Below are 15,732 nucleotides of genomic sequence, written 5' to 3' on the forward strand. Positions count from 1 at the left end.
TATGCCTAATTTATACATTGTTCGTCACGGTCAAACTGACTATAATGTTGAAAAACGAATTCAAGGAATTTTAGATATTCCTTTGAATGAAAATGGTAAATCTCAAGCTCTAGAAACTGCTAATATACTCAAAGACTATTCATTTGATGTTATTTTGGTCTCTCCTCTAAAAAGAGCTTTTGAAACTGCATCCATAATACAAAATCATCTCAATCACGAAAGTAATTTAATTGTAATCGATGATTTTAGAGAAATTTCACGAGGAGACTTAAATGGAACTCTTTTGCATCACGCACGCGAGAGTTATCCCAAATTATTTGAAGATTCTTCAGAAAGTTATTTTATGAGACCTCCAAATGGTGAGTCAATAGATGACTTCAAAAAAATAGTTCACTCTGCTTTAGATTCCGTACTACAAAATTATAACAATAAGAATATTCTTTTAGTCACTCATGGTGTTACTGCCAGTTTAATTCACCGATATTTCGAAGAATATCCCAATGAATATTTTTTCGAATATATACCAAGGAATTGTGAAATAAGACATTACGAATTTAATTAGTTTTTCAAAATACAAGAGTTGCTTCGATTTTAATCTCGAAACAACTCTTGCTTTTTATATTTACATAACTATATCATCAGGTATATAACCTTTAAATTGCATGTTATACAGTTTAGAATAAATACCTTTTTGCTTTAACAAACTTTCGTGATTCCCTTTTTCTTTTATCCCTTGTGCATCTATAACCACTATTTCATCTGCATTTTTTATCGTAGATAATCTATGTGCTATTACCAATGTCGTTCTACCCTCTGACAATTCTTCTAATGATTCTTGTATCAATCTCTCCGTTGTATTATCTAGGGCTGATGTAGCCTCATCTAATATCAGTATTGGAGGATTTTTTAAAAACACTCTAGCAATTGATAATCTTTGCTTTTGACCACCTGATAGTCTAATTCCTCTTTCACCTATATCTGTATCATAGCCTTCTGGTAGGCCAATTATAAAATCGTGTATATTTGCTTTTTTAGCCGCTTCAATTATGCTTTCATCACTTGATTCTAAGTTTCCATAGCTTATATTTTCTTTAATAGTGCCTGCAAACAAAAATACATCTTGAGATACAAGTCCTATTTTCTTTCTTAGAGAATACACATCAATATCTTGAATATTTTTACCATCAATTCTCAAATTTCCGGCTTCTATATCGTAAAATCTAGGTATCAAATGGCATATAGTTGTTTTACCGCCTCCAGATGGTCCAACTAGAGCGAGTGTTTTTCCAGCTTCTATATTTAAATTTATGCCATCTAATATTTTCTCATGTTCATCATAAGAAAAACTTACATCCTCAAATTCTATATCACCTTTAACTTCATCTAGTTTTAGCGCATTTTCTTTAGATATTATTTTAGGCTTGACTGACATTACCTCTAAAAATCGTTTAAAACCAGCCATGCCTTGCTCATATTGCTGGGTAAATTGCATTAATTTGTGTATAGGTTTCAAAAAGTAATTCACATATAAAATATATGCTGTCAATTGTCCAACATCTATTCTATTAAGATAAACAAAATAACCACCAGCAATAAGTGCTAGTAAATTTAATATATTAGATAAAAACATTACTCCTGAAGTCAATTGTCCCATATTCTTAAATGCTCTTTTTCGTGCAAGTGAAAATTTCTCATTGTTCTCATCAAATTTTGACTTTTCAAATTTTTCATTTGCAAACGCTTTAGTAACTCTGATTCCAGACAAACTATCCTCTAACTGCGAATTCACTTTAGAAATATTCTTCTTCTCTCTCATAAATGCTTTTGAAAGTCTCTTTCTCATATAGATTCCAAAAAATACAATTATTGGCACTAATGAAAATATTATAAGTGTAAGAGGAATATTCATTTGTATAAGCATAATAAAAGAACCAATTAACATCACTAGAGAAATAAATAAATCTTCTGGTCCATGATGTGCTAATTCCGATATTTCTCTTAAATCATTTACTATTCTTGACATCAAATCTCCAGTTCTATAACTGTCAAAATACCTAAGCGAAAGATTTTGAACATGAGCGAAAATATCTCTTCTCATATCTTGCTCTATCCTTACTCCCACAACATGTCCCCAATAATCTACTATATACTGACAAACCGCTCTAACTAAAAATAGTCCTAACAATATTACTCCCAAATTTAGTATACTCTGCAATTCTTTATTTGGTATATACTCATTTATCATGGTAGCTGTAGCAATAGGAAACACTAAGTCTATACCTGAAATCATAAATGCACAAATTAAATCAATAAAAAATAGCGTTTTGTGTGGTTTGTAATAAGATATAAATTTTTTAATCATAATCATTCCCCCTCAGAATTATATTTCAAGCCCCTCAAAAAAGTAAAACTCTAAGTATTACAACTTAGAGTGCAACGAATCTTACTTTTCTATTTTCAAAGGTAGCTATATTACAATATCCCAATTCTAACAATAATTTTTTCACATCACTATACCCGTGAAGTATGTCATTTATATTATGTGAATCACTTCCAAATGTTATAATCTCACCACCAAGTTTTTTGTATCTCTCAAGTAAATCTCTAGTTGGATTTATATCATTACAATATGAATACCTCAATCCACCCGTATTAATTTCTATCCCTTTACCATCTTGTATGATAAGTTTTAATATTGCATCAACTATTTCATAATGTCTATCAAAAGAAAAATCTCTAAGTGGCTCATGGTATCTCTTTATAACATCTAAATGTCCTACGACATCGTAGTTTTTGTATATTTTGATGCATCCATACAAATTTTCAAAATACGCTGTCACAACTTCATCCCAATTTCTAGAACCCACAAAGGCCTTTTCATGTATGCCAAATCCTTCTGCACTATGAACAGATCCTAGCACAAAGTCAAAATTACCTCTTTCAACAAAATCGTTTAATCTATCCAAATTATCTAGCTGTAGTCCTAGTTCTGCTCCGCTCTTTATTGTCAATTCAGGATATTTCTTTCTCAAATCGCTTATAGTTTCTTTGTAATCTCCTATATCGAAAATTTCATCTCCATATGGCGAACTTAACTCCACATGATCAGTTATGCAAATTTCTTTTGCATTTTTTTCTATAGCAGATTTTATCATTTCCTCTAATGAGTTTGCTCCATCAGGTGAAAACTTAGAATGCATATGATAATCGTACATAATATACTTACTCCTCTCAAGGTTTTTTTCTATTAAAATCATTCTATACATTTTTGGCGATAAGTATAGTTCTTTCAAATCTAATTCTACATCACAATTAATATTCTGTAAATGTAAAGTACACTTTAATAGTTCTGTACACAATATAGTTTGCAAATTTTATTTGACATTTGCTTCTTAATGTGTTAGATTATGAACAAAGAAATCTTTAATTAGATCCGAGAGATCTAGAAGGTGATTATAAAAAGTCCTATGTTTATTAGGTCTTTGTTTGTGCATGTCTTCGTGCGTTAATCATCCTTCTCAAAGATTTTGGGAAGGTTTTTTTATTGAGTTTTATAGCTCAAATAAAATTTAAACTAAAAAAACCCTTTAATCTAGTACTGTGAGACTAGAAAGGAGCTATGACTCCTAAAACGAAGTAAAATTTCAAAGGAGGCTTTTAAATGAACTTAAAAGGAAAACATCTTATCGATCCAAGTAATTTAACAATTGAAGAATTGGATCAAATATTTACAGTTGCACAAGATATGGAAAAAAATCCTACAAAATACATGGATTTATGTAAAGGAAAAATTTTAGCAACGTTATTTTTCGAACCTAGTACTAGAACTCGCCTTAGCTTTGAGTCAGCTATGCTAAGATTAGGTGGTAATATTCTTGGCTTTTCAGATGCTAGCTCTAGCTCTACAAAAAAAGGTGAAAGTGTAATGGATACTGTACGAGTAGTTGGCGGTTATTCTGATGTAATTGTCATGAGACATCCTAGAGAAGGTGCTCCTAAATTATCATCTGCATATAGCAGCGTACCTCTAATAAATGGAGGAGATGGCGGTCATCAGCATCCTACTCAGACTTTGACTGATCTTTTGACTATAAAAAATCTTCGAGGAGATATTTCTAATCTTAAAGTTGCATTCTGTGGCGATTTGAAATATGGGCGTACAGTTCACTCTCTTATAAAAACTCTTTCTAGATATCCTGGCATGTCTTTTTATCTTATATCTCCACCTCAATTACAACTTCCAGTTTATATAAAAGAATACTTAAAAGAAAAATATGACATTGATGTACATGAAACAACTGATTTAGAATCATGTATTGATGAAATTGATATTCTTTACATGACTAGAATCCAAAAAGAACGTTTCTTCAATGAAGAAGATTATGTAAAATTAAAAAATTCTTATATACTAACTCTAGACAAAATAGAACCTGCAAAAAAAGATTTATTGATAATGCATCCACTACCAAGGGTAAACGAAATAAGCTATGAAGTAGATTCTGATCCTAGAGCAGTTTACTTTAAACAAGCTGATTATGGAGTATTCGTTCGCATGTCACTTATTGCACATTTATTGGGGGTGTTATAATATGTTATCAGTAGCTGGTATTGAACAAGGAATCGTTATAGATCATATTAAGGCAGGTAATGGCCTAAAAATTATAGAAAAATTAGGACTTGGAAGTGTTGATTTTCCAGTAGTTCTTCTCATGAATGTCGACAGTGACAAATTGGATAAAAAAGACATTATAAAAATAGAAAATGCATTTGAATTAGATCTTACCATGCTAGGATTAATTGATCCTGATTTAACTGTAAATATTATAGAAAATGGAATGAAGGTAAAAAAATATAAACTTTCTACACCACTACACATAAAGGGACTATTCGACTGTCAAAACCCTAGGTGTATAACAAATCACGATATATACGCAGAACCAACTTTTACATTAGTAGATGCAAAAACACTAAAATACAAGTGCAACTTCTGTGAAGATTTCACTTATTATAAATACAAATAAAATTTTTATTATAAAAAAAGCCTGAATTATGAAATTCAGGCTTTTTCATTATTATTAATAAATATTTGTAAACTTGAAATCAATAGCTAAGTCTATATTATTCTATTTTATAATCGACCAAATATCAGTTGTTTCTAAACCTTTTTTCCAAAATGCTCCACCAACTAAATTATACTTATCTACCAAATTCATCTTTAAATTTATAGACTTACCATCTTCTATCCATATTTTTTTATGGCTTGTACCTTCATCATACTCAACAAAATATTGTTGTTCATCATCAAGCCATTTCGGCTCTAAGTTCTTTTTACTTACAATTGATTTTAAATACTTCATGGATATCGCCTTTGAATTTAAAACTTTTCCATTTTTTTCTGTCCAAATTCTCATGTAAAACGGAATTCCTAACATTAATTTTTCTGCTGGAACTTCTTTTAGCGTCTCCTCAATATTATGCTTTACCCACGGATATGAAGCTACACTACCACTTTTAGGACTTGATGCCCAGTGCTCATCATAAGCCATCAAAGTACAATAATCAACTATTTTAGCTAATTTATCTCGCTCATAGCATAGAGACCAATTCGGACTTCCTTTTGGAACACTTATCGCTATAGATGTAACTAAGTTTTGTTCTTTCAATGCCTTATTAAACTCTTCTACAAAATTAGTGAATTTGGATCTGTCTTCATAATAAATATTTTCAAAGTCTATGTTTATACCATCTAAATCATAAACAGACGAATAATTTACCATCAGTTTTATAAAATTTTCTCTTGCTCTTTCGTCGTTTAAAAATCTTCTTGTAAGCTTATTGTCGAATGAATTGTCTACAAGTGCCCACACTTTATAACCTTTTTTATGTGCTAGTTCAACATAATTCTTATCAGCATTATTCACCACGTATCCTCTATCATTTGCCAGTGAAAACCAAGTTGGAGCAAATACCGATAATGAATCTATTTTTTCATCTGCATCTAAATTATACTTTTCTCTACCAATTTGATGCCAGATTAAATTAAAATTTTCATTAACAAAATTCTCTCTTATTTCATTTATTTTTCTTTCATCATTTTTACTTATAAACTGCTCATAAGTATTTCTCTTTACATATCCTATGATTCCCTCTTCAGTCATAATTTTAGACCAGTTTCCACATCTCTCTATGACCTCGAATATTTCTCCAGCCTTCAATTTTCTATAATTTTTATGAAAATATGATGCCCTAGGTCTAATATATGTGTTTCTAAGTACTTTTCCACTAACCAATTCAATATAATCCTTATAAATCGAAATACTACTAGTCTCAAAATCATCATATATTCTAATTCCCAAAAGAATTTTATAGTTAGTTAAATCTAAATAATTTTTTCCATTTATATTTTCCATAACCAAATTCATAGTTAAATTTTCTGTATATCTTTGGTCTAGATATTCATTTTCTAGCAAATACGGTGCCTTTTTATAAACTAAATACATTCTTTTGCTAGTACTGTCAATCCACGAACCTTTGTATCCGTGCTTTAATAATTCCTTTCCATGAATTAGCAAATGACCATTTTCATCTATTACAACACTATCACTTATGTCTTTGTCATCCCAATAAATTTTTTTATTACCTATGTTTTCATTATTTCTAGTAGTGTGAGTATCTACACTTGCAAATACCTGATACAGTATTATTGCCAATATCAGAATGCCTGCACCAATCAAACTCGCTACTATAATTATTGTTTTATTCTTCATTCATTCTCCCTTCATTATTCATAATAGGACAAAAATGTATCTTTCAACTAAGTGGTTTAAAAAAAGCCCTTTTAAGATAAGGGCTTTTTCAATTTCTTTAAATTAGTAGTTATAGCTTTGGTAGGACATGCGCTAATACATTCTCCGCATCTAATACATTCACTATGATTAGGGGTTTTGCTTGGATCTACATCCATTTTACAAGTTCTAGAACATTTTCCGCAATTTATACACAGTTCATCATTTACTTCTAATTTGTAGAAGCTAATTTTGTTAAACAGTGCATAAAATGCTCCTAGCGGACAAATCACTTTACAAAATGGTCTGTAGAAAAATATAGATGAAAGTATGAATGCTCCCACTAAAAACAATTTCCAATTAAACAGCCATCCCACAGATTGCTGTAACCCTGGATTTGATGAGACTAATACAATACCGCCTTCAAGAGTTCCAGCTGGGCACAAGTACTTACAAAAATAAGGATCACCCATACCCAAATCATTTGTAAGAAGTATAGGAAATAATATTACAAAAAATATCAATATCAAATACTTTGTAAACTTCAGTATTTTGGGTACCTTAAACTTTGGAGTAGGTATTTTATAAAGCATATCTTGAATAAATCCAAATGGACATAAAATGCCACAAATCAGCCTCCCCAAAAGAATACCCATCAGCATCATAAAACCAATCACGTAAAATGAAAATTTATATCTCATATTTCCCATGACCGCTTGAAGTGAACCTATAGGACACCCTAGTCTTGCACCAGGGCAAGAATAGCAATTCAAAAAAGGAGCGCATACCGCTTTTGATTTTCCTTTGTAAATTGTTGCATTTACAAATCCTTCGAAATATGAATTACTTCCTATAGCCGTTAATATTTGGATGATTCGGCGTCTCACGCCTCTACTTAAATTAACCAATTCCTATACACTCCAAACATATATTTATTGCTTTATTGAGTACTACGGCTCCTTCGCCTCTACTAATTCCATAAAAAATCATTCCGCAACTAGTTGCTAAAACCAACCACTTCAATTTATTCATAAAATTCACTCCTTTAAACTATATTCTACGCTATTATGGTAAAATATAGCTTAAATAAAAGTAACAATCTAATTACAATCTAGATGGCTTTCAATTTCGTAATTGAAATTTTTCCATTTCTAATTGCAACCGAATCATGATGCTCATCTTCTGAGTCATCCTTCAATATTCCCTCATAATAATAATGCTTTATTCCATCTTCTTCACACGCTACTTGATTCAATTGATTATCATAAGACCTATTTCCAACTTTGGTCTCTACCCAATCGAGATTTTCTTTAATAGGACTAGGCATATTGTAATTTACAAAATAGCCATCATGGTTTTCTTCGAGATAATTTTGTGCAAACTCTATCGTATAATCAGCACAAAGTTCTAATTCCTCGGTACTTGGATGCATTTGATCATATGACGATGCCATAGATTTGATTCCTTTCATATGCGCAAGTCGTGCAGCTGCAACAGTGCCTGAATACAATGTCTCATAGCCTAGATTCGAACCCATGTTTATGCCACTTATAACTAAATCTAAAGACTCATTTTTGAATAACTTTTCAATGCAAAAATGAATACAATCACAAGGTGTTCCATCTACCCAGTAAGTTTTTTCATCTAATTTTTTGACCTTAACTCCGTCATGCAAAGATATGGCCATGCTAACTGCACTTTTGTTCTCCTTAGGGGCAACAATAAACACTTCATGCCCCCTATTTTCTAATCTCTCTCTCATCATTTCTAAAGCTGGTGAAGATATGCCATCATCATTTGTCAATAAAATACGCATTCGCAAATTCTCTCCCTCTTGTCCTTATTTGATTTTACTCAAAACTTCTAATAAATAATCGTAAACTTTATTTGCTGATTCTATTTCTATTCTTTCATTAACTGTATGTGCATCATGTATATTCGGCCCTATAGAAATGGCATCTAAATCATCTATTTTAGCATCAAACATTCCGCATTCGAGTCCTGCATGTATTGCTTCGATTTGAGGTTTTTCCCCATATTTATTTTCGTATACATTTATCATTAAATCTCTGATATATGAACTCTCTTTATACTGCCAAGCTGGATACGGGCTTTGTATATCTATACTCCCACCCATTACATCAGAAACCATATCTATCCTAGTAACGACTTCATCCCTTAGTGTTTCAACAGAACTTCTAACCGATATCATACAGTCTATACTTTTCCCATTAGTTTCTACTATTGCAAAATTACAAGAACTCTCAACTAGTCCTTCTATATCCATGCTCATAGTTTGAACTCCATGTGGCAATAAATTAAATAATACTATAGCTTTCTTAGCCGATTCATCATCTAATACCTTTTCCACTGGTTTACTCAAACATTTATATGAAATGTCTAATTTAGGTTCTGACACTTTAAATTCATTCTTATAAATACCTTTAAATGTACTTATTAAATCAACAAGTTTTCCTTCTTCTTCACTTGGAATTGATACAATTGCAATCGTTTCTCCTGGTATTACATTTGGCTTTGTACCACCATTTATTTCACTCAGTTCCATACTCATTTTGCTGCCTATTCCCTCTAATAACCTTCCCATTAATTTATTAGAGTTAGCTCTGCCCTTATCTATATCTGCACCTGAGTGCCCTCCATAAAGTCCTTTTATCTTAATTCTATAAGACTTATAATTATCTTTTAAATTATCCCATTTTATTGGTAATTTTAAACCTATTTCAACTCCACCTGCACTACTTACTAAAAAAATGCCCTCTTCTTCTGAGTCCAAGTTTATTAAAATTTTGCCATCAAGATATTTTGGGTCTAAATTTTCAGCACCACCCATTGTAGTCTCTTCCTCCGAAGTAAGTAGTACTTCCAATCTAGGATGTTTCAATTTATCATTTGATAATATAGCTAAACAATACGCTATAGCAATGCCATTATCCGCACCTAAACTAGTTTGATTTCCACTAATATATCCTGATTCTTCTACTAGCTCTATACCTTCCTTTTCAAAATCATGCGAACTTTTAGCTGTTTTTACACAAACCATGTCTGTGTGACCTTGAAGTATAATTGTCTTAGAGTTTTCATAACCTGCACTTGCTTCTTTTTTTATTATCACATTTTTGTACTCATCTTTGTGATATTCCAGATTATGCTTTGCGGCAAATTCTTCCAAGTATTTGCATATTCCATCTTCATTTCCTGATTCTCTAGGTATTTCTGATATCTCTTTGAAGTATTTTAAAATTTCAGTCATTTCTTTTCCTCCTCAGTCGCTATATCTTTTTACAAAATTATTATATCACGTTTATTTACTTTTCCAAACCATCAAAAACGCTGAAATTTATGTTTTCAATAAATTTCAGCGTTTCATTAGTTAATCAACTTAAGTTTTTTCATAACTGCAACTAGCTTTTCAGTATTAATTGGTTTAGCTGCATATGCTTCTGATCCAGCTTCAAACGCAGCATTTATCTCTTTTGTGTAATTCAATGCTGTAGTCATAATGATTCTAGCTCGATTTTCTTTAGGGATATTTCTCTCTTTTTCCAATTGTCTTATCGTTTTCAACGCCTTCAAACCATCTACTTCTGGCATCATAATATCCAAACAGATCAAATTATATGGTTTTCCTTCGTCAAGCGCCATTAAAAAAGCTTCTATTGCTTCCATACCATCTACTGTAACGTCACACTCTCCATAATCAGATAGAAATTTATACAAGAATTTTCGGCTAACATATTCGTCTTCTGCTATCAATATCTTCATAAGTCTTCCCCCTTTACATATTAATTACACCAGATGGGTCTAATATCAAACTAATGCTTCCATCGCCAAGTAATGCTCCCCCTGATATCCCCTCTACTTTTTGCATATAGGAAGATAAACTCTTTACAACTACTTGTTGTTGCCCAACAATCTCATCAACAAAAAGACATACTGTTTTATCTTCATGTTCTGTCATTACTATTATTCCCTCAATAACATTTATTAAACAATCTTTTATGTTAAATTTTTCATGCACTCTTTTTACTGGGAAAGCCTCTCCTCTCACCAATATCATTTCTTGACCATCAGGTTCTACTAAATAATCTTTTTTATTAGGTCTAAATGATTCTTTTATAGATGCAATCGGAAGTATAAATTTCGAGTCTCCAACTCTCAATACCATGCCATCTATTATTGCCAATGTAAGAGGAATCTTAATAGACATCTCGCTTCCCTTCCCTAGTTCGGAATCTATAATTATTGAGCCACCTATTTTTTCTAAGTTTTTAACAACAACATCCATTCCAACACCTCTGCCCGAAAACTCGGTTACTTCAGTATTAGTAGAAAATCCTGGCTGCAATATAAAATTAAATATCTCTTTGTCACTATAATTTTCTTCTGGCAGATCAGCTAGCCCTCTATCTACTGCTTTGTTATATATCGCCGTTCTGTCAAGACCTTTACCATCATCTTTCACTATTATCCAAACATATCCTCCAGAATGTTTAGCTTCTAATGTTACCGTTCCTCTTTCATCTTTTCCTTCAGCATCTCTCTCTTCTGGCATCTCTATTCCATGATCTACTGAATTTCTAATCAGATGCATCAATGGATCTGATATATGCTCAATAACATTTTTATCAACTTCTGTATCTTGCCCTATTATATTCAACGCTGCTTTTTTCTCTGTTTTTTTGCAAATATCCCTCACTATTCTATTCATTTTCTGGAATGTTGGTCCTAGAGGTACCATTCTTATGCTCATGACTATATCCTGTAAATCAACTATATTTTTCCTATGCTGCCTAGCTGCTTTATAAAAATCATCTAATTCCACATCTCTCAACTCAGAATTATTTGTTACCATGGATTCCGAAACAACTAGTTCTCCAACTAAATCCATAAGTGCATCTAATTTATCTACCCCAACGCTTATATACGCTTGTTTCTTTTTGTTTTGAGATGTACTCTTCTTATCAGATTCTATCTTTTTACTTGATTTTTTCTCAACTTTTGGCAATTTTTTCTCTTGATTTTCCTCATGTTCTTGAGCTTTTTTAGTTTTCTCAACTATAGCTTGAGTGGCTTTTTTCTGACTTGATCCCGTTTCAAATTCTTCTAACCAATTTTCATACTCTCCATCTTCTAAAACTGAATAATCAACTTTAGCTGCAAATGGAATATGATCTGCAAAATTTTTTATATTTTCTACACTTTCTTTCGTTCTAAAAACTATTTGGAAACCATTTTTTACTATTTCGTCTATAGCCGCAACATCCACTATATCTTCTGGTTTGTGGACAATATCATAAGCTTTTTCTTTTAGATTATGTACTGCTGTAAATGCACGTATATTTTCCATTTGACAATCTTCTTGAAAAGATATTCGCATATAATAAGCTCTTTCACTCTCACCTGTATAAACTTTTTGAGAATCCAATGAACTTATATAATATTTTTGATCTTCATCATTTGTTTTTTCTTCCTTTTGATCTCCTTCTTCTATATCATTCATAAATTTGAGCGATGACATAAATGTCTTTACATCCTCAATTTTTCCTTTAGCATCTCCATCAACCACTTGTCCCTCTTGTATTTTTTCTAATTCTTGCTTTGTAAAATCAACTAATTCTAATACCATATCAGTAACTTTAGAATAATTTACATTCTCAGGTTTTTCCTTTCTAAAAAAATCGAATAAATCTTCTATACTATGAGCATAATTCCCAATGTCTTCAAACATCATCATCATAGAATTTCCTTTTATAGTATGCATGATTCTAAATATTTCATCTATATAAGTTTCTAAACTACTCTTTTCTTCAGCATCTATTATAATATTCTCTAATTCGTCAATTAATTGATTTGTTTCTAAACAATACATTTCCAACATAGGTTCATTTGAATAACTCGACATTCTATCACCTCTTTCTCTAATCCACAGACTTTAATAAACCATCAAAATCTTCAGGTCTAATTATCTTTTCACAATCCAAAAGCACTATCACCTTGCCATCTTCTCTTCCTATACCCTCTGTATATTTCGCTTTTATGTCATTATGTCCTTGTGGTGGCAAAGATATTTGGTCATCTTTTAGATTTAGTACTTCAACAACTCTATCTACTATAACCCCTACTGCTAAATCATCTATGTTTACAACAACTATACAAGTTCTATCGTCATATTCTCTAAGTTCTTTTCCGAATCTTTTTCTAATGTCTATAGTTGGTATAATTTTGCCTCTAAGATTTATAACCCCTTCTATATACTCCAATTGGTTTGGTACGTGAGTTATTTGCTGTATTCCTATAATTTCTCGAACAAATTCAATCTTTATTCCATAGTATTCTTCATCGACAGAGAATGTTAAGTACTTACAACCTGTTTCATCCATTTTTTCCGCCGCTTCCGCTGACAATATCTCTAATTGATCTAATGCCTCTTGTCGATTCATTCTCTCTTCCATAAATTAACCTCCTCCTATACCATCTTCCCATGCCCACTACTAATTTACCCATAAATGAAAAAAAAAATCTCTAAACTAAATAGTTTAAAGATTTTATACTTTAATAGATTACTCTTTCGTATCATCTGTTTCGGCTTTAATTCCTACACTCGAATACAAACCGCCCGTTATTTTATTTTTAAAATCATAATTTGGCTTAATTTTCCACTTATCATCTTCTTTAACCAATTCAACGTCTAATTCAGCTTCCACATATCCTACTTCTAATAAAAACTTTTCATACAAATTTTTTAGCTCTGCTTCTATATCAAATCCTGATTTTGACTCTTTAAGTGAAAGTCTAAAAATCTCATCTATTAGCATCCCATTTGCTTTTGGCATATCTTTAACTTTTATTTTCACCTTAGCTTTAGCGCTTTTGCTTTCAACGTCTACACCTGTAATTTCATATTCTAAATAAGTAAACGCTTCTGAAAATAAATCTAAATCTTTTTGTCCTAGTTCCATCAAGTTTTCATTTTCGATACCTGTCATATAACTCTCTGCCAACAAAATATCCCCTGTCTTATATGCATTTAAGCAATTCTCTACAGTTTTTTTTACTTCACTATCAGCACACCCAACTAAACAAGCAAATAGCATAATCACTATCAAGATTTTAAATATTTTCTTCATCCCATATTCCTGCCTTTCAAGTACTAGTTTATTCCGTCTTTTATTTTAACACAAAACCCCGTGCATTCAAAAGAATATATTCTGAATACACAGGGTTTAAATATTTCTAGGCAGTTTTAACGTTACTCTCGTCTATTGAAACTTCCTCAACATTGGTTTTTTTACCAAATATTCTTATCACTGCATAAAGTGCTACAAGTCCTAAACCTAAACTAATAAATGGATTAAGACCAAGCCCTGCTGGCACAAAACCAAATACAATTGAAACCAAACCTACCGTGACCGCATAAGGTAATTGTGTCTTAACATGAGCTACGTGATCACAAGCACTCGCCATAGATGACATTATGGTTGTATCTGATACTGGAGAACAATGATCTCCTAACACAGCTCCTGTCAAAACAGCTCCGATAGTAGGTACTATCATTGGTACTCCACCCATTGTAAATGCAAGCTCTATTGCCAATGGCATAACTATAGAATTCGCACCCCAAGATGTTCCAGTAGCAAAAGCTATAACAGCTGGAACCAAGAACATCAAAAGTGGCAATAAGCTAGCTGGTAAATTTATTTGCTGCGCTTGTGCAACTATAAACTTAGCTGTCCCTAAATCTTTATTTACTGCTCCTAGTGACCATGCTAGTGTAAGAATCATTGCTGCAACAGTCATTGATTTTACTCCAGATACCCACGCATCTACTAATTCTTTTACTGACAAAATTCTCTGTACTAATGTCATCAATCCAGCTACTATGATACCTGCAAATGATGCCCAAAGAAGTACTACACTTGCATCTGCATTACCGAATGCTTCTTGCAATCCTGCACCTTCAAGACCTCCACCATTTACATATAATCCTGTTATAGTAACTACTATTACTGTTAAAATAGGTACTATTGCATTATACCATCTGTATTTTCCTGTTTCATTCTCAAAATCTTGTGCTTCATCTGAAACCATAGGAGTAGCACCATCTGCTAATACTTTTCCAGTTGATTTAGCTCTACGCTCTGCTTTAGCCATTGGTCCGAAATCTCTTCCAGTCCAAATGATCAAAAATACAAAAGCTAATCCCAATAAACTATAAAATCTATATGGAATAGTTTCTAAAAACACTCCGTATGCTTCCATATTAACTCCGACATTTGCAAGACCATCTTTTATAAGTCCTATTTCCATACCTACCCAAGTAGAAATAAGTGCTATACTAGAAACTGGAGCTGCTGTAGAATCAACTATATAAGCCAATTTTTCTCTTGGAACTTTCATTCTATCAGTAATTGGTCTCATTGTGTTTCCAACAATCAATGAATTTGCATAATCATCAAAGAATATTACAAACCCCATGGCCCATGTAGCTAAAAGTGATGATCTAGAATTTTTAGCTTTAGAAACGATTAAATTTCCAATTCCTCTTGTCCCACCATTTCTGTTTAAAATTCCTATAAGTCCACCTATACTTAAACAAAATATAAGTATTGATATATTCCAACTATCATTTAGTGAACCTACAATATAATGATTAAGTGTCTGAGTAAAACCTGTTAATAAATTTCCTCCTAAAATAGTTGCTCCAATCAAAATTGCAACGAATAATGATAACAATACTTCTTGAGTAATAAGTGCTAAAACAATTGCAACTATCGGTGGTATAATTGATAACCATCCAAAATCCATAATACTTCCTCCTCTATTTTTGTAATCCCTATCTATCTCTCAGCATTTTTAGCAATAAAAAAAAACAATAGACAATCACGCTATTGTTTATAATCAAACAATACCTATCTTGTCCCTACTC

At 31.9% G+C, this 15,732-nt stretch carries 15 protein-coding genes; 3 read left to right on the top strand and 12 right to left on the bottom strand.

The features are described from left to right. Position 1: 1 nt before the first annotated feature. Positions 2-562, top strand: a complete 561-nt coding sequence (locus N4A40_15490) for a histidine phosphatase family protein (protein ID MCT4663260.1) — start codon at positions 2-4, stop codon at positions 560-562. Between the two features lie 60 nt (positions 563-622). Here the strand turns inward: N4A40_15490 and N4A40_15495 are convergent, their stop codons facing one another. Next, a complete protein-coding gene (locus N4A40_15495; protein ID MCT4663261.1) occupies positions 623-2,362 on the bottom strand; it encodes an ABC transporter ATP-binding protein/permease in 1,740 nt (579 codons plus the stop codon). Positions 2,363-2,426: 64 nt separating this feature from the next. Then, positions 2,427-3,215, bottom strand: a complete 789-nt coding sequence (locus N4A40_15500; GenBank protein MCT4663262.1) for a histidinol-phosphatase HisJ family protein — start codon at positions 3,213-3,215, stop codon at positions 2,427-2,429. Positions 3,216-3,661: 446 nt separating this feature from the next. On the opposite strand from N4A40_15500, the gene pyrB reads away from it, so the two are divergent. Further along, on the top strand, positions 3,662-4,588 hold the full coding sequence (gene pyrB, locus N4A40_15505; protein ID MCT4663263.1) for an aspartate carbamoyltransferase: 927 nt from the start codon (positions 3,662-3,664) through the stop codon (positions 4,586-4,588). Between the two features lies 1 nt (position 4,589). Further along, positions 4,590-5,021 carry an aspartate carbamoyltransferase regulatory subunit gene (locus N4A40_15510; GenBank protein MCT4663264.1) on the top strand — a complete coding sequence of 144 codons (432 nt, stop codon included), beginning with the start codon at positions 4,590-4,592 and terminating at the stop codon, positions 5,019-5,021. 102 nt (positions 5,022-5,123) lie between these two features. On the opposite strand, the gene N4A40_15515 is transcribed toward N4A40_15510, so the two are convergent. The 10 genes from N4A40_15515 to N4A40_15560 all read right to left on the bottom strand — a co-directional run bounded on the left by N4A40_15515 (position 5,124) and on the right by N4A40_15560 (position 15,611). Then, positions 5,124-6,767, bottom strand: coding sequence for a glycosyl hydrolase family 18 protein (locus N4A40_15515; GenBank protein ID MCT4663265.1), 1,644 nt, complete (start codon positions 6,765-6,767; stop codon positions 5,124-5,126). 71 nt (positions 6,768-6,838) lie between these two features. Next, positions 6,839-7,657, bottom strand: a complete 819-nt coding sequence (locus N4A40_15520) for a 4Fe-4S binding protein (GenBank protein ID MCT4663266.1) — start codon at positions 7,655-7,657, stop codon at positions 6,839-6,841. Between the two features lie 28 nt (positions 7,658-7,685). After that, positions 7,686-7,817 carry a CD1871A family CXXC motif-containing protein gene (locus N4A40_15525; GenBank protein ID MCT4663267.1) on the bottom strand — a complete coding sequence of 44 codons (132 nt, stop codon included), beginning with the start codon at positions 7,815-7,817 and terminating at the stop codon, positions 7,686-7,688. A gap of 79 nt (positions 7,818-7,896) precedes the next feature. Beyond that, positions 7,897-8,601 (bottom strand): 5'/3'-nucleotidase SurE, encoded by a 705-nt coding sequence (gene surE, locus N4A40_15530; protein MCT4663268.1) that lies wholly within the window; start codon positions 8,599-8,601, stop codon positions 7,897-7,899. Positions 8,602-8,625: 24 nt separating this feature from the next. Then, the gene (locus N4A40_15535) at positions 8,626-10,056 is read right to left on the bottom strand and encodes an aminoacyl-histidine dipeptidase (protein ID MCT4663269.1); all 1,431 of its coding nucleotides are present in this window, start codon (positions 10,054-10,056) and stop codon (positions 8,626-8,628) included. Between the two features lie 116 nt (positions 10,057-10,172). Continuing rightward, positions 10,173-10,568, bottom strand: a complete 396-nt coding sequence (locus N4A40_15540; GenBank protein MCT4663270.1) for a response regulator — start codon at positions 10,566-10,568, stop codon at positions 10,173-10,175. Between the two features lie 13 nt (positions 10,569-10,581). Beyond that, positions 10,582-12,708 (bottom strand): chemotaxis protein CheA, encoded by a 2,127-nt coding sequence (locus tag N4A40_15545; GenBank protein ID MCT4663271.1) that lies wholly within the window; start codon positions 12,706-12,708, stop codon positions 10,582-10,584. Between the two features lie 16 nt (positions 12,709-12,724). Next, positions 12,725-13,258, bottom strand: coding sequence for a chemotaxis protein CheW (locus tag N4A40_15550; GenBank protein MCT4663272.1), 534 nt, complete (start codon positions 13,256-13,258; stop codon positions 12,725-12,727). A gap of 108 nt (positions 13,259-13,366) precedes the next feature. After that, complete coding sequence (locus N4A40_15555) at positions 13,367-13,933, bottom strand: hypothetical protein (GenBank protein ID MCT4663273.1); 567 nt, start codon at positions 13,931-13,933, stop codon at positions 13,367-13,369. Positions 13,934-14,039: 106 nt separating this feature from the next. Beyond that, positions 14,040-15,611 carry a Na+/H+ antiporter NhaC family protein gene (locus N4A40_15560; GenBank protein MCT4663274.1) on the bottom strand — a complete coding sequence of 524 codons (1,572 nt, stop codon included), beginning with the start codon at positions 15,609-15,611 and terminating at the stop codon, positions 14,040-14,042. Positions 15,612-15,732 lie beyond the last annotated feature (121 nt).

It is taken from the genome of Tissierellales bacterium, assembly GCA_025210965.1.
GTDB lineage: Bacteria > Bacillota > Clostridia > Tissierellales > JAOAQY01 > JAOAQY01.